Below are 17,079 nucleotides of genomic sequence, written 5' to 3' on the forward strand. Positions count from 1 at the left end.
ATGTCATTGCTCAAGCAACTGTTCCTGGCGATCTGCCTGTTCCTCGTGGTGGCCTTCGCCGGCAGCTTCGCCGCCAGCCTGGAAAGCTCCCGCGAGCAGCTGATCGGCCAGTTGCGCTCCCATGCCCAGGACGCCGCCACCGCGCTGGGCCTGTCGCTCACCCCGCACGTGGACGACCCGGCGATGATCGAGCTGATGGTCAGCTCGATCTTCGACTCCGGCTACTTCGCCACCATCCGCGTAGTGAGCATCCCCGAGGGCAAGGTCATCGTCGAACGCGACAGCGACACGCAGAACCAGCAGGTGCCGGCCTGGTTCGCCAAGCTGGTCAACCTCAAGGCCCAGGGTGGCGACGCGCTGATCATGCGTGGCTGGGAGCAGGCTGCGCGGGTCGAGGTGGTCAGCCATCCGCAGTTCGCCCTGGCCAAGCTGTGGGACGGCGCGCTGGGCAGCCTCGTCTGGCTGCTGGCCTGCGGGCTGGTCAGCGCCGTGCTCGGCGGCTGGCTGCTGCGTACCCAGCTGAAACCGCTGGACCAGATGGTCCAGCAGGCCCACGCCATCACCCGCCGCGAATTCCTCACCCTGCCCAGGGAACCGCGCACCCCGGAACTCCGGCGCGTGGTGCAGGCGATGAACCAGATGGTCGACAAGCTCAAGGCGCTGTTCGCCGAGGAAGCCACCCGCAGCGAGAAGCTGCGCGAAGAGGCCTATCAGGACAGCCTCTCCGGCCTGGCCAACCGTCGCCTGTTCGATGCGCGGCTGGATGCGCAACTGTCCCCCAGCGAACAGAACGCCGCCGGCTATCTGTTGCTGCTGCGCCTGAACGACCTGGCCGGGCTCAACCAGCGCCTCGGCGGCCAGCGCACCGATGCGCTGATCCGCGATGTAGCCGAGCTGCTGGAGCGCGAGCGCGAACAGCACGGCACCCCGGACTGGCTGGCCGCGCGCAGCCGTGGCGGCGAGTTCACCCTGCTCGCCCCCGGCCCGGACAGCGCCAGCGCCGAGCACCTGGCGGACGAACTCAGCGCCGCCCTGGAGAACCTGCGCGGCACCGGCGCCAGCGACTGCACGCCGGTGGCGCACCTGGGCCTGACGGCCTTCCGTCCCGGTGAATCGTCGGCCAGCGTGATGTCCCGTGCAGACCAGGCGCTGGCGCAGTCCCAGGCCACCCCGGACCATCCCTGGCAGCGCCTGGACAGCTCCAGCAACCAGCCCGCGCAGGACTCCCGCGCCTGGCGCGAATGGCTCGACGATGCGCTGCTCAAGGGCAAGCTGCAGCTGTGGTTCCAGCCGGTGCGCGGCTGCGCCGAGAATGGCGAGCTGCTGCACCAGAAGGTCCTCGCGCGGCTGCTTGATCCCAAGGGCGAAGCCGTTGCCGCCGGGCAGTTCCTGCCCTGGATCGAGCGCTTCGGCTGGTCCGCACGCTTCGACCTGGCGATGCTCGAACACGCCCTCGCCCACCTCGCCCAGCAACCGGCGCCACTGGCCCTGTCGCTGTCAGCGGAAACCGTGCGCAGCGCCGAGCCCCTGCGTCAGCTGTTCGAGATCCTCCGCGCTCACCCGCAGGAAGCACGGTTGATGACCCTGGAAGTGGACGAACGTTACCTGCCGCCGCCAGCCGAACTGGAGAAGCTCGCCCAGTCCGTGCAGGAAGTCGGTGCCAAGCTCGGCCTGCAGCACTTCGGCGGGCGCTTCAGCCTGATCGGCAACCTCACCCGCCTCGGCCTTGCCTACCTGAAGATCGACGGCAGCTACATCCGCGCCATCGACCAGGACAATGACAAGCGCCTGTTCATCGAAGCCATGTACCGCGCCTCCAACAGCATCGACCTGCCGCTGATCGCGGAGATGGTCGAGACCGAGGGCGAGCTGCAGATCCTGCGCGAGATGGGCATTGCCGGCGCCATGGGCCGTCTCATCGGCGCGCCGAAGCCGTCGCAGAAGAACGGCTAGGTTGACTCCCCGGGCCACAGCGTAAAGCGGTTCGCGAGCAAGCTCGCTCCTACATTGGCCGGTGAGCCTGGCGCTTCCTTGTAGGAGCGAGGGGGACGCCATCGTTGTTGCTCGCGAACCCGCCTCCCACTCAAATCCCAGGCAAAAAAAAGCCCCACCGAAACCCGGCGGGGCAGAGAGTGTAAAACCCAGGTCGAAACCCTTACTCGGCGATACCCAGCGCCACCGGCTGGCCGGCTTCGCGCGTCTGGCCGCGGGTGGCCAGGCAGTAATAAAGCGGGATGGTGACCAGCAGGCCGACCAGCCAGGACAGGTCCACGCCGTCGATGTAGTTGGCGTAGGGGCCGACGAACAGCGAGGTGTTGGCAAACGGCAGCTGGACGATGATGCCGATGAAGTAGGCGATGATCGCGTGCGGGTTGAACAGCCCGTACACGCCGCCGTCGCGACGGAAGATCGAGTTGATGTCGTAGCGGCCGCGCTTGATCAGGTAGAAGTCGATCAGGTTGATCGAGGCCCAGGGCACCAGCACGATCAGCATCGTCAGGATCAGGCCGATGAACTGCGAGATGAAATTGGCCGAGGCGCCCAGCGCCATCAGGCAACTGCCTGCCAGCACCACCGAGGACAGCACCACGCGCACGCGCACGCTGGGCGTCCAGCTGCCAGCGAAGGTCTGGATCGAAGTGACGATGGAGAGCACCGCGCCGTAAAGGTTCAGCGCGTTGTGGCTGATGATGTTGAGCAGGAACAGCAGCATCAGCACCGGGCCGAACATGCCGGTGGCCTGCTTGACCGCCACCATCGCGTCGGTGCCCTCCGGCGTCGCCAGCACGGCGACGGCGCCGAAGCTGAACGACAGGCTGGTGCCCGCCACCGCGCCGGCGAAGGTCGCCAGGAACGGCTTGCCGATGCCGACGCTGGTCGGCAGATAGCGCGAGTAGTCCGAGGTGTAGGGCGCGAAGCTGATCTGCCAGATGATGCCCAGGCACAGGGTGGCCAGGAAGCCGGAYAGGTTGAAGGCGCCGCGGGAGAGGAAGTTCGCCGGCAGGTCGCCGCCGAACATGATGGCGAAGCCCACCAGCAGCGCGCCGCCCATTACCCAGGTACCGATGCGGTTGAGGGTGTGGATGAAGCGGTAGCCGATCACGCCGATGGCGGTGGCGCTCAGCGCGCCGAGGATGATCGCCACGGGAGTCGGGGTCGCCGGCACCAGGCCCTGGATCGACTTGCCCGCCAGGACGATGTTGGAAATGAAGAAGCCGACGTAGATCAGCGCGGTGAAGAACACGATCAGCAAGGCGCCGTAACGGCCGAACTGGCCCCGGCTCTGGACCATCTGCGGGATGCCCATCTGCGGGCCCTGTGCCGATGCCAGGGCGAGGAACACGCCGCCGAACATGTGGCCCAGGACAATGGCGATCAGCCCCCAGAGCAGGTCGAGATGGAACACCTGGATCGCCATTGCGCCGGTGACCACCGGCAGCGGTGCGATGTTGGTGCTGAACCATAGCGTGAACAGGTCGCGGGAACGCCCATGGCGCTCGGCCGGCGGCACGTAATCGACGGTATGGTTCTCGATCAGCGGAGTATCGGACATCGTTTTTTGCCTTGCTTATTGTCTTTGTAAGGTCAGGTCATCCGGCGCCCTGGATCGGGCAGAAACGGCGCTGCGGTGACGGAGGCAATATTATGGTATTCCAAATACCAAGCAAGGGGTTTCTGCGTAGCCGTTGGTCGTCTGGCTGTCTGCAGGCCGTTCTTCGGCACTCCCCTTTATCGGCGAAAGCCCCGTATTCCGCAGCCTGTAGCCGACGGCCGGCCTATCACCGTCCATCCATCGGGAAGAGAAAGCACTTGCTTTCGAAGTATTACGGTATACCATCAGACGAAACGACCACTCCCGATGGCCGGCTCACAAGACAGGTACTCGCAATGATCGACCACGCTGCCTACAAACAAGTCATGGGCTCCTTCCCGTCCGGCGTCACCGTCATCACCACGATGGACGACGATGGCCAGGTGGTCGGCCTCACCGCGAGCGCCTTCAGCTCCCTGTCGATGGACCCGGCGCTGGTGCTGTTCTGCCCCAACTACAGCTCGGACTCCTACCCGGTGCTGATCCGCCGCAAGCAGTTCGCCATCCACCTGCTCTCCGCCGACCAGAAGGGCGAGGCCTATGCCTTCGCCAGCAAGGGCAAGGACAAGGCGCAGGGCATCGAGTGGACCCTGAGCGAGCGCGGCAACCCGCTGCTGGAGAACGCCACTGCCATCATCGAATGCGAGCTGTGGCGCGAATACGAAGGCGGTGACCACGCCATCCTGGTCGGCGCGGTGAAGAACCTGATCGTGCCGGACCAGCAGATCACCCCGATGATTTACTGCCGCGGAAAGATGGGCGCGCTGCAGGCTCTCGCCTGACCGCCTGATCTTTCGCCGTCCGGCGCAGGCCCCTTCTTGCGGGAGTGAGAAGGGGCTTTTCTTTGCCCGTCGGCTGGCCTCGATGAGCCGCCCCTCGCGGCGGAGCTGCCATGGGACACGGGCGCAGGATTGCTGGATACGCTGTGCCCTGCGCTCTGGCTCTGGCTCTGGCTCTGGCTCTGGCTCTGGCTCTGGCTCTGGCTCTGGCTCTGGCTCTGGCTCTGGCTTTGCAAGGCTTCCAGAGAAACGTCAAAGCACTCCGAACGCCCCGTTCAGGAGGCCTCGTTGAAGCGGAGTTTCAGGGGTTGAGCGACATGGATGTCGCGAGAGCCGCGATGGGCCAGGGATGGCCCTTCGCGGCGTGCCCCTGAAACTTCGTTTCAACGAGGGAATTTTTCGCCTAAGCGAAAAACCGGATGTCCGGGGCAAGACCTTTGCCTACTTTGCGTCGTTTGGCAAAGTAGGTCGCCCGAGGGGGCGAAACCCAATACATCCGCGCACGCCGAAGCGGCGCTGAAACACTCAACCAGAAGCATCGCCTTCCCCGATAAGGGCATCAAGGGAGCGCTGAATTGCAGTGTTTCCAGATGAACGCGGAGTCCGCCGCGAAGGATTTCGCGGACAAGGTCCGCTCCTACGAATAACCAAACGGCGGGCTCAGAACCCTTCCAGATCGATCAGCTCGCCTTCGAAGCGAATCGACCCACCCTCCGCATTCGCCTCACCGCCCTGAATCTCCCCGTAATAAGACAGCCCATTCTCCAGCGTCACGCAGACATGGGTCGGTTCTTCCGGCGCATCCAACTGGCCCTTGAAGCTCACCTCGATCACCCCTTCTTCCGGCGCGCTGAGGGTCACCATCACGCGGGCGTTATCCACCGCTTCGGCCTCGCGACCCCAGTGCTCGGCGCTGACGGTCACGGTGGCGATTTCCTGTTTCATGCTCGATGACTCTCCAACAAGGCTCCGGCGCCATGCGCGCCGGCTAGTGCGGCCAAGGATACCGCGCCGCGACGCAGCACCGAAGCGCCGCTTTCAGCCCTCTACCGCCTGTCGCCTTTACTCCAGCCACTACGGCCAACCCCACGCCACCCCTGGCGCAGGGCCTTTTCCCCAGGGGAAATCAGGTCTTGCGCAAACTGTATTATGGTATACCATGATACCGAATCCCTTCCCCAACCCAGCCGAAGTCACAACTGGAGCGACCCATGAGTTTCGAGATTCGCAAGATCGTCACCTACAGCGAGCAGACCTTCATCGAAGCCGGCAAGGCCACCGACACCCCGGTGACCATGGTCGGCCTGGCCGTGGTGATCAAGAACCCGTGGGCCGGTCGTGGCTTCGTCGAAGACCTGAAGCCGGAGATCAAGGCCAACTGCTCCGAGCTGGGCGCGCTGATGGTCGAGCGCCTGACCGCTGCCATCGGTGGCGCTGACAAGATCCAGGCCTACGGCAAGGCTGCCGTGGTCGGCGCCGATGGCGAGATCGAGCACGCCTCCGCCGTCATCCACACCCTGCGTTTCGGTAACCACTACCGCCAGGCCGTGGACGCCAAGAGCTACCTGAGCTTCACCAACAAGCGCGGCGGCCCGGGCACCTCGATCCAGATCCCGATGATGCACAAGGACGACGAAGGCCTGCGTTCACACTACATCACCCTGGAAATGCAGATCGAAGATTCGCCGCGCGCCGACGAGATCGTCGTGGTCCTGGGCGCCGCCGACGGCGGCCGTCTGCACCCGCGCATCGGCAACCGTTACATCGACCTGGAAGAACTGGCCGCCGAACAGGCTCAGTGATCCACACCGTGCAGGAGCGCTCCATGATTCGGCTCACCGCTGAACGCACACCGGCCGGCACCAGTTACCTGGCGACCGGCCAGGGCCACCCCGTGGTACTGATCCACGGCGTCGGCCTGAACAAGGAAATGTGGGGCGGCCAGATCGTCGGTCTGGCCCCGCACTTCCAGGTCATCGCCTATGACATGCTTGGCCATGGCGCGAGTCAGCTGCCGCAGCCGGACTGTGGGCTGGTCGGTTACGCCGACCAGCTGCGCGAGCTGCTCGACCACCTGGGGGTGACCAGTGCCATGGTCGTCGGTTTCTCCATGGGTGGTCTGGTGGCGCGGGCCTTCGCCCTGCACCATCCCGAGCGCCTGGACGGTCTTGTCGTCTTGAACAGCGTGTTCAACCGCAGCGCCGAACAGCGCGCCGGCGTGATCGAGCGGACCCGCCAGGCCGCCGAGCACGGCCCCGACGCCAATGCCGAGGCCGCCCTGTCGCGCTGGTTCAGCCGCGAATACCAGGCCGCCAACCCGGCGCAGATCGCCGCGATTCGCCAGACCCTTGCCAGCAACGATCCGCAGGGCTATCTGACTACTTACACGCTGTTCGCCACGCAGGACATGTACCGCGTGGACGACCTGGGCAGCATCAAGGTGCCGACCCTGGTCGCCACCGGTGAGCTGGACCCGGGCTCGACGCCGAAGATGGCCACCGAGCTGGCCGAACGCATTCCGGGCGCCAAGGCAACAGTGCTCGAAGAACAGCGCCACATGATGCCGGTGGAGTCGCCGCGGCTGGTCAACCAGATGCTGCTCGACTTCCTGCAACAGGCACAGGTTTCCAAGAATCACGTTCAGGGGAATGTCGCATGACCCTCGCACGCTTCCAGATGTTCATCGATGGCCAGTGGGTCGACGCCGTTTCCGGCAAGACCTTCGAGAGCCTCGACCCCGCCCGCGCACAAGCCTGGGCGGAACTGCCGGATGCCGATGAAGCCGACGTCGAGCGCGCCGTGCAGGCCGCCCAGCGCGCCTTCAACGACCCGGCCTGGCGTGGCCTCACCGCCACCGCCCGCGGCAAGCTGCTGCGCCGCCTGGGCGACCTGATCGCCGAGAACAAGGAACACCTGGCGCAGCTGGAAAGCCGCGACAACGGCAAGCTGATCCGCGAGACCCGCGGCCAGGTCGGCTACCTGCCGGAGTTCTTCCACTACACCGCAGGCCTGGCGGACAAGCTCGAAGGCGGCACCCTGCCGCTGGATAAGCCCGACCTGTTCGCCTACACCGTGCACGAGCCGCTGGGCGTGATCGCCGGGATCATCCCGTGGAACAGCCCGCTGTACCTGACCGCGATCAAGCTGGCCCCGGCCCTGGCCGCCGGCAACACCATCGTGCTCAAGCCTTCGGAACACGCCTCGGCAACCATCCTCGAACTGGCCCGCCTGGCCACCGAGGCCGGCATTCCGGCCGGCGTGGTCAACGTGGTCACCGGCTTCGGCCCGAGCACGGGCGCTGCGCTGACCCGCCACCCGCTGGTGCGCAAGATCGCCTTCACCGGCGGCGCCGCCACCGCGCGCCACGTGGTGCGCAGCAGCGCGGAGAACTTCGCCAAGTTGTCGCTGGAACTGGGCGGCAAGTCGCCCAACATCATCTTCGCCGACGCTGACCTCGACAGCGCCATCAACGGCGCCGTCGCCGGCATCTACGCCGCCTCCGGGCAGAGTTGCGTTGCCGGTTCGCGCCTGCTGGTGCAGGACGAGATCTACGACGAGTTCGTCGCCCGCCTGGTGGAACGCGCCCAGCGCATCCGCATCGGCAACCCGCAGGACGAGCAGAGCGAGATGGGCCCCATGGCCACCGCGCAGCAGCTCGCCGTGGTCGAAGGACTGGTTGCCGACGCCCTGGCCGAAGGTGCGCGCCTGCGCCTGGGCGGCAAGCGTCCGTCGATCGACTCCGAGGGCTGGTTCTACGAGCCGACCCTGTTCGAGTGCGACAACCACTCGATGAAGATCATGCAGGAAGAGGTCTTCGGCCCGGTCGCCTCGGTCATCCGTTTCAAGGATGAGGCCGAAGCACTGGCCTTGGCCAACGACTCCCAGTTCGGCCTCGCCGCCGGCATCTGGACCCGCGACCTGGGCCGCGCCCACCGCATGGCCCGTGGCGTTCGCAGCGGGATCATCTGGGTCAACACCTACCGCGCGGTGTCCGCCATGGCGCCCATCGGCGGTTTCCACAACAGCGGCTACGGCCGCGAGAGCGGCATCGATTCGGTGCTGGCCTACACCGAGCTGAAGACGGTGTGGATCAACCTCTCGCAGGCGCCTATGCCCGATCCCTTCGTGATGCGCTAAGAGGAGCGACGAGATGATCGAACCTGGCATCTACAAAGAAGTGATGGGCTCCTTCCCGTCCGGCGTCACCGTGGTCACCACCCTGGATGCCGACGGCGAGATCGTAGGCATCACCGCCAGCGCGTTCAGCGCGCTGTCGATCGACCCGGCGCTGGTGCTGTTCTGCCCCAACTACGGCTCGGACACCTACCCGATCCTGCGTGACAGCAAGCAGTTCGCCATCCACCTGCTGTGCTCCGACCAGCAGGCCGAGGCCTACGCGTTTGCCAAGAAGGGCAAGGAGAAGGCCAAGGGCATCGAGTGGCGTTTGAGCGAGCTGGGCAACCCGCTGCTGACCAAGGCCACGGCGATCATCGAGTGCGAACTGTGGCGCGAATACGACGGCGGTGACCACGCGATCATCGTCGGCGCGGTGAAGAACCTGATCCTGCCGGAGCAGGAGGTCACCCCGATGGTCTATCACCGCGGCAAGCTCGGCGCGCTGCCGGAGATAGCCGGCTAAAGCTTTCCAAGGCCGCTCGCCTTCACCCTCGGCAGCGGCCTTTTTTATTCCAGCCTGCGGGCGAATGCTTTTCGTAGGACCGAGGGGGACGCCCAGTCCTTGCTCGCGAACCCACCCAGCTCCGGCGTCGCCGGGCAATCGGTTCGCGAGCAATAACGATGGCGTCCCCCTCGCTCCTACAGGGATAGAGAGGAACCAGCGATGAGCAACGAGAAATACGAGAAAGGCCTGGCGATCCGCACCCAGGTGCTGGGCGAGGCCTACGTGAACAAGTCGATCCAGAACGCCGACGACTTCACCCGCCCGCTCCAGGAGATGGTCACCGAGTACTGCTGGGGCCACGTCTGGGGCCGGGACGGCTTATCGCTCAAGGAACGCAGCATGATAAACTTGGCGATGATTTCGGCACTCAACCGCCCCCACGAACTCAAGCTGCATGTGCGCGGCGCCCTGCGTAACGGTTTATCCCGCGAGCAGATCCGCGAAATCCTCCTGCAGGTCGGCATCTATTGCGGGGTTCCCGCGGCGGTGGACAGTTTCCGCCTCGCCCGCGAAGCCTTCGCCGAGGCCGACGCCGAGGAACGTGGTTGATTGCTGGCCCGACTTGACGATGGAGCACCCGAAGGTGCTCCATCGTTTTTCCTATGGACAGCCAGAACACAGAGCGGACCCCATGAAACGCCTGCCACTCGACGATAGCTTCAAGGTCAATCGCAACCCCGTCACCCTGCGCGAAATCGTCCTCGACAAGCTGCGTGGTGCCATCCTCAACTTCCAGCTGCTGCCGGGCGACCGCCTGGTGGAGCGCGACCTGTGCGATCGCCTGGGCGTCAGCCGCACCTCGGTGCGCGAGGCGCTGCGCCATCTGGAATCCGAGGGTCTGGTGGAGTTCGCCGATGCCAAGGGTCCGCGCGTCGCCATCATCACCCTGGAAGACGCCGTCGACATCTACGAGCTGCGCTGCGTGCTCGAAGGCCTGATCGTCCAGCTCTTCACCCTCAACGCCAAGGCCCGCGACATCCGCAACCTGGAGCGCGCGCTGGAAGAGAACCGCCAGGCGCTGGAAGACGGCGAGCTGCAGCAGGTGATCGAATCGGTGCAGGGCTTCTACGACGTGCTGCTGGAAGGCTCGGGCAACCGCACCGCCGCCACCCAGCTGCGCCAGCTGCAGGCGCGCATCAGCTACCTGCGGGCAACCTCGGTGTCCCAGGAAAACCGCCGCGCTGCCAGTAATCAGGAAATGGAACGCATGGTCGAGGCGATCAAGAGCGGCGACCCGGTCGCGGCTCACCAGGCCTCGGTCGACCACGTGCGCGCCGCCGCCAAGGTAGCCCTGGACTACCTGCGCTCCAAGCAGGACGGCGCCGGCAACGTGCGCGACATCGCCACCCCCATCGCGCTCAAAGAGCCGCGCATAGGCCGCTGACGCCATGCCCGCCCCGCGCTTCTGTCCCGCCTGCGGCAGTGGTGGCCTGAGCCGCCAGTGCCCGCCGGGGGATACCCACGAGCGCCTCACCTGCGCGGGCTGCGGCTACATCCACTACGAAAACCCCAAGGTCATTGCCGGCTGCATCATCGAGCGCGACGGCAAGTACCTGCTCTGCCAGCGCGGCATCCCGCCGCGTCCGGGCACCTGGACGCTGCCGGCCGGCTTCATGGAAAACGGCGAAACCACCGAGCAGGCCGCCCTGCGCGAAGTCTGGGAAGAGACCGGCGTACGCGCCGACATCGTCTCGCCCTACTCCATCTTCAGCGTGCCGAAGATCAGCGAGGTCTACATCATCTTCCGCGCCAGCGTGATCGAGGAGACCGGCGAACACGGTCCCGAGACCCTGCAGGTAAAATTCTTCGCCCCGGAAGATATCCCCTGGGAATGCATCTACTACCCGGCCATCCGGCAGATCCTCGAACGCTACATCGAGGAACGCCAGGCGGGCGTATACGGCATCTACATGGGCAACGACGACACCGGCAAGGTGCATTTCATTCGCTGAGTCGCTTAAGGTGCGCGCCTTCTGCGCGAATCGGGGCCGGGTCCGCTTCTACCATGGAATTCCAGCGACAAACGAAAAGGCCCGGCATGATGCCGGGCCTTTTCCGTTCACGCGGGCTTACCACTCGCGCGGCGCGATCAGTTCCTCGATATCGGCATCGAAGCCGTAGGCCTCGGCGATGAAGGCGACATCCCCGCCGATATTGTCGCGGGCGGCCGTTTCGATCTCGCTGCCCTGGTCCTCGAACTCCTCGCCCAGCGCATTGAAGGCCAGGGTGGTCGCATGGGTCAGCGCGTACAGCGCATCCAGGTCCGCCGGAGCCTGCGCTTCGATGGCCTCGCACAGCGCCACCAGCAGTTGCTGGCCCTTGGCAACCAGGTGCGACGGGAAGTAGCTGTCGCGCTGCATCTCGTCGAGGAAGCTGTACTGGCTCAGTTTTTCATTGCTGATCGTCATGATCGACTCCGCTCCATGAAGGTTCCGGCGGTGTACCGGGCCGGTCATCCTAAGTCGAAGCCGCAGCCGAAACCTCGCATGGCTCCCGCGCTGGCAACCCATATGAAAAAGCCCGGCATCCAGCCGGGCCCCTTCACCTCAGCTGAGGATCAATCCGCGTGGATATCGTTGTCCTTGGTCTCCTTCAGGAACAGCAGCGAGCAGACCAGGCTCATCGCCGTGATCAGCACCGGGTACCACAGGCCGTAGAAGATGTTGCCGGTGTACACCACCAGGGCGAACGAGATGGTCGGCAGCAGCCCGCCGAACCAGCCGTTGCCGATGTGGTACGGCAGCGACAGCGAGGTATAGCGGATGCGCGTGGGGAACAGCTCGACCATCAGCGCCGCCAGCGGGCCGTAGCAGCAGGTGGCGATGAAGATCAGCGCGACGATGATCGCCACCACCATCGGCCGGTTCACCAGCGAGGAATCGGCCACGGTCGGGTAGCCGGCATCCTTCACCGCAGCGCCCAGCGCGGCGGCGTCGAAGCCCTCGATGCGCTTATCGCCCACCGTCACCACCAGCTCGCTGCCGGCCGGCGCGGCGGCCGTGCTGTAGGGTACTCCGCCTTTCACCAGCAGGGTCTTGGCCTTGTCGCAGGCGCTATCGAATTTGGCCTTGCCCACCGGATCGAACTGGAAGGTGCAGGTGGCCGGGTCCGCCATCACGGTGACCGGCGCCTGGCGCGAGGCGGCATCGATCTGCGGGTTCGCGTAGTGGGTCAGCGCCTTGAACAGCGGGAAGTACAGCACCGTGGCCAGCAGCAGGCCGGTGATCAGCACCGGCTTGCGCCCGACCTTGTCCGACAGCCAGCCCATGAGCACGAACAGCGGCGCGCCGATCACCAGGGAGATGATCAGCAGACCGTTGGACAGCGCCGGGTCGACCTTGAGCACCTGGGTGAGGAAGAACATCACGTAGAACTGCGCCGCGTAGAAGGTCACCGCCTGCCCGGCGTTGATGCTGAACAGGGCGATCAGCACGATCTTCAGGTTGCTCCAGTTGGTGAACGACTCCTTGAGCGGCGACTTGCTCACCTTGCCCTCGGCCTTCATCTTCAGGAACGCCGGCGACTCCTGCATGGACAGGCGAATCCAGGTGGAGATGCCCAGCAGCACGATGGAGATCAGGAACGGCAGGCGCCAGCCCCAGGTCTCGAACTCCGGTCCGGTGAGCTGGCGGCAACCCCAGATCACCACCAGCGACAGCAGCAGGCCGCCGGTGGCGGTGCACTGGATCCAGCTGGTGTAGGCGCCGCGCTTGTGGTCCGGCGCGTGCTCGGCCACGTAGATCGCCGCACCACCGTATTCACCGCCCAGCGCCAGGCCCTGCAGCAGGCGCAGCACGATGAGGATGACCGGTGCGGCCACGCCGATGGTGGCATAGGCCGGCAGCAGGCCCACCGCGAAGGTCGACAGGCCCATCAGCAGGATGGTGGCGAGGAAGGTGTACTTGCGCCCGATCATGTCCCCCAGGCGGCCAAATACCAGCGCGCCGAACGGGCGAACGAGGAAGCCGGCGGCGAACGCCAGCAGGGCGAAAATGAAGGCGGTGGTGTCGTTGACCCCGGCGAAGAAGTGCTTGGCGATGATTGCCGCCAGCGATCCGTAGAGGAAGAAGTCGTACCACTCGAACACCGTGCCGAGCGACGAGGCGAAGATCACCTTGCGCTCGTCGCGCCGCGAAGTCGCGGGCCGCTCGTAGGAGCGGGACTGTGCTACATCGGTCATTGCGGGCTCTCCTGCCCCTTCTGGGGGCTTTTGTTTTTGTCAGCCTCGACTGCCACGGTTTTCACACCGCGCGATACCGTTCATTTGCTGCTCTTCGTAGGAGCGAGCTTGCTCGCGAACCGCCTGGCACCCAGACGTCAGAGAGCGACATTTCACGCCAAACACTGTGGGGAGACAGGATCGCCGTCACGCCACCGGAGCTTCCTCCTGTGTGCGCCCACTGGAAGGGATGACCTCCGCGCCGAGCGCGGGTTCGCTCAAAATCATCTGCGCGGCCTTTTCCGCGATCACCAGCACCGGCGAACAACTGTTGCCAGAGGTCAGGCTGGGCATGATCGAAGCGTCGGCGATGCGCAGGCCGGGAATGCCGTGCACGCGCAGCTGACTGTCGACCACCGCGCCTTCGCCCTGGCCCATGCGGCAGGTGCCGGCCGGGTGGAAGATGGTGGTGCCGATCTCGGCGGCGGCGCGGTGCAGGTCCTCCTCGGTCTGGTAGTCCGGGCCGGGCTTGAACTCCACCGGCTGGTAGCGCGCCAGCGCGGGCGCGGCGGCGATACGGCGGGTTAGGCGGATGGCGTCGGCAGCCACGCGCAGGTCCTGCGGATGGCTCAGGTAGTTGGGCTGGATCACCGGCTTGTCGCGCGGGTCCAGCGAGCGCAGCGTCACCGAGCCACGGCTCAGCGGGCGCAGGTCGCACACCGACGCGGTGAATGCCGGGAAGCTGTGCAGCGGCTCGCCGAAGCGCTCCAGCGACAGCGGCTGCACGTGGTATTCGAGGTTGGCCGAACGCTGGCCGGGATCGGATTTGGCGAACGCACCCAGTTGGCTCGGCGCCATGGACAGCGGGCCGCTGCGCTTGAACAGGTACTCCAGGCCCATGCCCATCTTGCCCCAAAGCGTCGAGGCGATCTGGTTCAGCGACGGCGCGCCGTTCATGCGGTAGATCAGGCGCAGCTGCAGGTGGTCCTGCAGGTTGCCGCCGACCCCGGAAAGCTCGTGGCGCACACCGACGCCGTGCTTCTCCAGCAGTTCGCGCGGGCCGATGCCGGAGCGTTGCAGCAGCACCGGGGTGTTGATCGCCCCGGCGCAGAGAATCACCTCGCGCTTGGCGCGCAGCTCGCGCCGCGTGCCCTGCCAGTTCACTTCCAGCCCGGCGGCGCGGCCGTTCTCCAGCAGCACACGCAGGGCTTCGACATGGGTCAGCACGGTGAGATTGGGCCGGTTGGCGATGGGCCGCAGGAAAGCCTTCGAGGCGTTCCAGCGCACACCGGAGCGCTGGTTCACCTGGAAGTAGCCGCAGCCCTCGTTGTCACCGCCATTGAAGTCTTCCACCGAGCGCACGCCGGACTGCGCCGCCGCCTCGCGGAAGGCATCGAGGATCGCCCACGACAGCCGCTGCTTCTCCACCCGCCATTCACCGCCCGCGCCATGCAGCTCGCTCGATCCGGCGAAGTGGTCCTCCATCTTCATGAACAGCGGCAGCAGGTCGTTCCAGCCCCAGCCGGGGTTGCCCTCGGCGGCCCAGCCGTCATAGTCCAGCGCCTGGCCACGCATGTAGATCATGCCGTTGATCGACGAGCAGCCGCCGAGGGTGCGTCCGCGCGGGTACTTGATCGCGCGGCCGTTCAGGCCCGGCACCTGCTCGGTGTCGAAACACCAGTCGGTGCGCGGGTTGCCGATGCAATAGAGGTAGCCGACGGGAATGTGGATCCAGGGATAGTTGTCCGGGCCGCCGGCTTCGAGCAGCAGCACGCGGTTGGCAGGGTCGGCGGACAGACGATTGGCCAGCAGGCAGCCGGCAGGGCCCGCGCCGACGATCAGGTAGTCATAAGCATCCAGTGCCTGGGGCATGGAGAAGTACCTCGTCGTGCTTGTTCTTTTTATCTGAAGACCGAGCCTAGTCGTTCGTTCGTGATAAAAGAACAGTCGTTTCGAGTCAGCTGCTGTGCGTTTTCTAACAACAAGGACTGCCGCGATGTTCGACTGGAATGACCTGCGCTACTTCCTGGAGCTGCACCGCAGCGGTCGCCTGCTGACCACAGCCAAGCGCCTGGGCACCACCCACGCCACCGTGGCGCGGCATATCGAGAGCATCGAGCGCGACCTCGGCACCCAGCTGTTCGCCCAGCACACCGGCGGCTACCAGCTCACCCCGGCCGGCCAGGCGCTGCTCAAGCACGCCGAGGCCATGGAGAACACCGCCCTCCTCGCCCAGGAGGAAATGAGCCAGGCCATCTCGCCGCTAGGGCAGATCCGCATCGGCGTCACCGAAGGCCTGGGCACCATGTTCCTCGCCCCGCGCCTGGGCGAGCTGATGCAGCGCTATCCCGGCCTGGAGGTGGAACTGGTGTCGGTGCCGCGCTTCGTCAGCATTACCAACCGTGAAGCGGACATCGCCATCACCCTGGAACGCCCCAGCGCCGACCTGGTGATCAGCCGCCTGCTCACCCGCTATCGCCTGAGCCTGTTCGCCAGCCCCGCCTACCTGGAAAACGCCCCGCCCCTGCGCGACCGCGAAGACCTCAGCCGCCACCCGTGGATCGGCTACGTCGACGACCTGCTGTTCAGCCAGGAACTRCTGTTCCACCACAGCTTCTGCCGCCACCCCCAGGTGGTGTTCCGCAGCACCAGCGTGGTCGCCCAGCAACAGGCCGCCCAGGCCGGTATCGGCATCGCCATCCTCCCGCAGTACATGGGCCTGCACGACCCACGGCTGGTGCCGGTGTTGCCGGAGGAATTCATCGAACGGGAATACTGGATGTGCACCCGGCGTGAGCTACACCGCTCGGTACGGCTGCGGTTGGTGTGGGACTTCCTCGTGGAAGTCTGTGGGCGCGAACAGGGGATTCTCGTGGCAGGCCAAACCACACCATTGGCCTGACCTGTAGGAGCGAGCTTGCTCACGAACCCGCCCAGCCACGTTCTCGCCGGCAAGTCCGTTCGCGAGCAAGCTCGCTCCTACGAAGAGCACAGCCCTTCGGAGTGGACACGTAGTCCACGGTGTAGGGCGGATAGCGCCTGGAGCGTCATGCGCCTTACACGCTCGACCATCCGGCACGGAATCCAGATAATCCCGCATCTGCAAACCCACTGAGGTCAGGATGAAGGCGTCACTGAAATTCACGGAAGAAAAAGCGGACAAGTTCTGGCGGGTTGAAACGCTGGGCTCGGAACTGCTGGTCAACTATGGCAAGAGCGGCACCAGCGGGCGCAACCAGATCAAGGAATTCGCCTCCCCTGAAGCAGGCGAGGCGCAGGCCCGCAAGCTCATCCAGGGCAAGCTGAAGAAGGGCTATGTCGACTTCCCCTTCGACTACGACGGCCACCGTTATTTCGACGACGAAGAAGTCGGGCTGCATCGCCTGACTTCACACCCGCGCTTCGTCGCTTGCTTCGCCGATGACCTCTATTACGACTGCGGTGATGAAGAGGCGCCCTTCGGCAGCGATGAGGGCAGCGACGCCCTCAATATGCTGGCCGACTGCATGCGCACGCAGAAGAACTTCAACATCGTGGAATTCCCCCGCTGGCTGATCGAGTCCCAATGGGAAATGACCTTCATCGAACCCGTTTCAATCGATGTCGAGGAAGCGCTCAAACCCGAAAATAAGGCCCTTGAGCCGGACATATACCAGAGCTGCCAGGTCGTCATGGCCACGGCATTCGGGCAGGTGAAGATTACCGGCAGCCTTGAGCCTGCGCTGAAAGCCTCCGCCATGGCGGCCATCGAGTGCCTCGACAGGATGGGCGTCCAGTTGGGATGGGGCGATGGCAAACCTTCGGCGATTCTCGACCAGATGAGAAAGGACCTGGCCACCTTCACCCAGTGAGCTCCCTGCGAGCGGGC

16 protein-coding genes are annotated in these 17,079 nt (G+C 65.3%); 11 read left to right on the forward strand and 5 right to left on the reverse strand.

The genetic code is table 11. From position 1 onward, the window contains the following. Positions 1 to 1,953: a cyclic di-GMP receptor LapD gene (lapD, locus tag QO207_RS15970; protein WP_301533341.1), complete on the forward strand. Its 1,953-nt coding sequence runs from the start codon at positions 1 to 3 to the stop codon at positions 1,951 to 1,953. 202 nt (positions 1,954 to 2,155) lie between these two features. Here the strand turns inward: lapD and QO207_RS15975 are convergent, their stop codons facing one another. After that, complete coding sequence (locus QO207_RS15975) at positions 2,156 to 3,553, reverse strand: cytosine permease (RefSeq protein WP_301533342.1); 1,398 nt, start codon at positions 3,551 to 3,553, stop codon at positions 2,156 to 2,158. Positions 3,554 to 3,888: 335 nt separating this feature from the next. On the opposite strand from QO207_RS15975, the gene QO207_RS15980 reads away from it, so the two are divergent. Next, complete coding sequence (locus tag QO207_RS15980) at positions 3,889 to 4,374, forward strand: flavin reductase family protein (protein ID WP_301533343.1); 486 nt, start codon at positions 3,889 to 3,891, stop codon at positions 4,372 to 4,374. A gap of 657 nt (positions 4,375 to 5,031) precedes the next feature. Here QO207_RS15980 and QO207_RS15985 read toward each other — a convergent pair. Then, positions 5,032 to 5,316, reverse strand: a complete 285-nt coding sequence (locus tag QO207_RS15985) for a hypothetical protein (RefSeq protein WP_301533344.1) — start codon at positions 5,314 to 5,316, stop codon at positions 5,032 to 5,034. Between the two features lie 266 nt (positions 5,317 to 5,582). Here QO207_RS15985 and QO207_RS15990 point away from each other — a divergent pair, with 266 nt between their 5' ends. From QO207_RS15990 to QO207_RS16020, 7 genes are all read left to right on the forward strand, one after another. Further along, a complete protein-coding gene (locus QO207_RS15990) occupies positions 5,583 to 6,173 on the forward strand; it encodes an amino acid synthesis family protein (protein WP_192289464.1) in 591 nt (196 codons plus the stop codon). A gap of 23 nt (positions 6,174 to 6,196) precedes the next feature. Then, positions 6,197 to 7,030, forward strand: coding sequence for an alpha/beta fold hydrolase (locus QO207_RS15995; RefSeq protein WP_301533345.1), 834 nt, complete (start codon positions 6,197 to 6,199; stop codon positions 7,028 to 7,030). Then, positions 7,027 to 8,508 carry an aldehyde dehydrogenase gene (locus tag QO207_RS16000; RefSeq protein ID WP_301533346.1) on the forward strand — a complete coding sequence of 494 codons (1,482 nt, stop codon included), beginning with the start codon at positions 7,027 to 7,029 and terminating at the stop codon, positions 8,506 to 8,508. The genes QO207_RS15995 and QO207_RS16000 overlap by 4 nt, the downstream gene beginning before the upstream one ends. A 13-nt stretch (positions 8,509 to 8,521) precedes the next feature. Then, a complete protein-coding gene (locus QO207_RS16005; protein WP_045209940.1) occupies positions 8,522 to 9,010 on the forward strand; it encodes a flavin reductase family protein in 489 nt (162 codons plus the stop codon). A gap of 201 nt (positions 9,011 to 9,211) precedes the next feature. Beyond that, the gene (locus QO207_RS16010) at positions 9,212 to 9,601 is read left to right on the forward strand and encodes a carboxymuconolactone decarboxylase family protein (RefSeq protein ID WP_045209939.1); all 390 of its coding nucleotides are present in this window, start codon (positions 9,212 to 9,214) and stop codon (positions 9,599 to 9,601) included. Positions 9,602 to 9,683: 82 nt separating this feature from the next. Beyond that, a complete protein-coding gene (locus tag QO207_RS16015) occupies positions 9,684 to 10,436 on the forward strand; it encodes a GntR family transcriptional regulator (RefSeq protein ID WP_081517812.1) in 753 nt (250 codons plus the stop codon). A gap of 4 nt (positions 10,437 to 10,440) precedes the next feature. Next, a complete protein-coding gene (locus tag QO207_RS16020; RefSeq protein ID WP_301533347.1) occupies positions 10,441 to 11,004 on the forward strand; it encodes an NUDIX hydrolase in 564 nt (187 codons plus the stop codon). A 117-nt stretch (positions 11,005 to 11,121) separates the two neighbouring features. Here the strand turns inward: QO207_RS16020 and QO207_RS16025 are convergent, their stop codons facing one another. The 3 genes from QO207_RS16025 to QO207_RS16035 form a co-directional block, all read right to left on the reverse strand. Then, positions 11,122 to 11,460 carry a DUF5713 family protein gene (locus QO207_RS16025; protein ID WP_301533348.1) on the reverse strand — a complete coding sequence of 113 codons (339 nt, stop codon included), beginning with the start codon at positions 11,458 to 11,460 and terminating at the stop codon, positions 11,122 to 11,124. 149 nt (positions 11,461 to 11,609) lie between these two features. Further along, the gene (locus QO207_RS16030) at positions 11,610 to 13,232 is read right to left on the reverse strand and encodes an MFS transporter (protein ID WP_301533349.1); all 1,623 of its coding nucleotides are present in this window, start codon (positions 13,230 to 13,232) and stop codon (positions 11,610 to 11,612) included. Positions 13,233 to 13,418: 186 nt separating this feature from the next. Next, positions 13,419 to 15,083, reverse strand: a complete 1,665-nt coding sequence (locus tag QO207_RS16035; RefSeq protein ID WP_301533350.1) for a GMC family oxidoreductase — start codon at positions 15,081 to 15,083, stop codon at positions 13,419 to 13,421. Positions 15,084 to 15,207: 124 nt separating this feature from the next. Between QO207_RS16035 and QO207_RS16040 the strand changes: the two genes are divergently transcribed. Together QO207_RS16040 and QO207_RS16045 are read left to right on the forward strand one after the other, a co-directional pair. Further along, positions 15,208 to 16,113 carry a LysR family transcriptional regulator gene (locus QO207_RS16040; protein WP_301533351.1) on the forward strand — a complete coding sequence of 302 codons (906 nt, stop codon included), beginning with the start codon at positions 15,208 to 15,210 and terminating at the stop codon, positions 16,111 to 16,113. A gap of 220 nt (positions 16,114 to 16,333) precedes the next feature. Next, on the forward strand, positions 16,334 to 17,062 hold the full coding sequence (locus tag QO207_RS16045; RefSeq protein ID WP_301533352.1) for a WGR domain-containing protein: 729 nt from the start codon (positions 16,334 to 16,336) through the stop codon (positions 17,060 to 17,062). The last annotated feature ends 17 nt before the right edge of the window (positions 17,063 to 17,079 follow it).

Source organism: Pseudomonas sp. CAN1, assembly GCF_030462585.1.
In the GTDB taxonomy this organism is placed as follows: domain Bacteria; phylum Pseudomonadota; class Gammaproteobacteria; order Pseudomonadales; family Pseudomonadaceae; genus Pseudomonas.

Bases quoted from the DNA above. Each gene is read 5' to 3' on its own strand.
- lapD (WP_301533341.1), top strand. From the start codon at position 1: ATGTCATTGCTCAAGCAACTGTTCCTGGCGATCTGCCTGTTCCTCGTG.
- QO207_RS15980 (WP_301533343.1), top strand. From the start codon at position 3,889: ATGATCGACCACGCTGCCTACAAACAAGTCATGGGCTCCTTCCCGTCC.
- QO207_RS15985 (WP_301533344.1), bottom strand. From the start codon at position 5,316: ATGAAACAGGAAATCGCCACCGTGACCGTCAGCGCCGAGCACTGGGGT.
- QO207_RS15990 (WP_192289464.1), top strand. From the start codon at position 5,583: ATGAGTTTCGAGATTCGCAAGATCGTCACCTACAGCGAGCAGACCTTC.
- QO207_RS15995 (WP_301533345.1), top strand. From the start codon at position 6,197: ATGATTCGGCTCACCGCTGAACGCACACCGGCCGGCACCAGTTACCTG.
- QO207_RS16000 (WP_301533346.1), top strand. From the start codon at position 7,027: ATGACCCTCGCACGCTTCCAGATGTTCATCGATGGCCAGTGGGTCGAC.
- QO207_RS16005 (WP_045209940.1), top strand. From the start codon at position 8,522: ATGATCGAACCTGGCATCTACAAAGAAGTGATGGGCTCCTTCCCGTCC.
- QO207_RS16010 (WP_045209939.1), top strand. From the start codon at position 9,212: ATGAGCAACGAGAAATACGAGAAAGGCCTGGCGATCCGCACCCAGGTG.
- QO207_RS16015 (WP_081517812.1), top strand. From the start codon at position 9,684: ATGAAACGCCTGCCACTCGACGATAGCTTCAAGGTCAATCGCAACCCC.
- QO207_RS16020 (WP_301533347.1), top strand. From the start codon at position 10,441: ATGCCCGCCCCGCGCTTCTGTCCCGCCTGCGGCAGTGGTGGCCTGAGC.
- QO207_RS16025 (WP_301533348.1), bottom strand. From the start codon at position 11,460: ATGACGATCAGCAATGAAAAACTGAGCCAGTACAGCTTCCTCGACGAG.
- QO207_RS16030 (WP_301533349.1), bottom strand. From the start codon at position 13,232: ATGACCGATGTAGCACAGTCCCGCTCCTACGAGCGGCCCGCGACTTCG.
- QO207_RS16035 (WP_301533350.1), bottom strand. From the start codon at position 15,083: ATGCCCCAGGCACTGGATGCTTATGACTACCTGATCGTCGGCGCGGGC.
- QO207_RS16045 (WP_301533352.1), top strand. From the start codon at position 16,334: ATGAAGGCGTCACTGAAATTCACGGAAGAAAAAGCGGACAAGTTCTGG.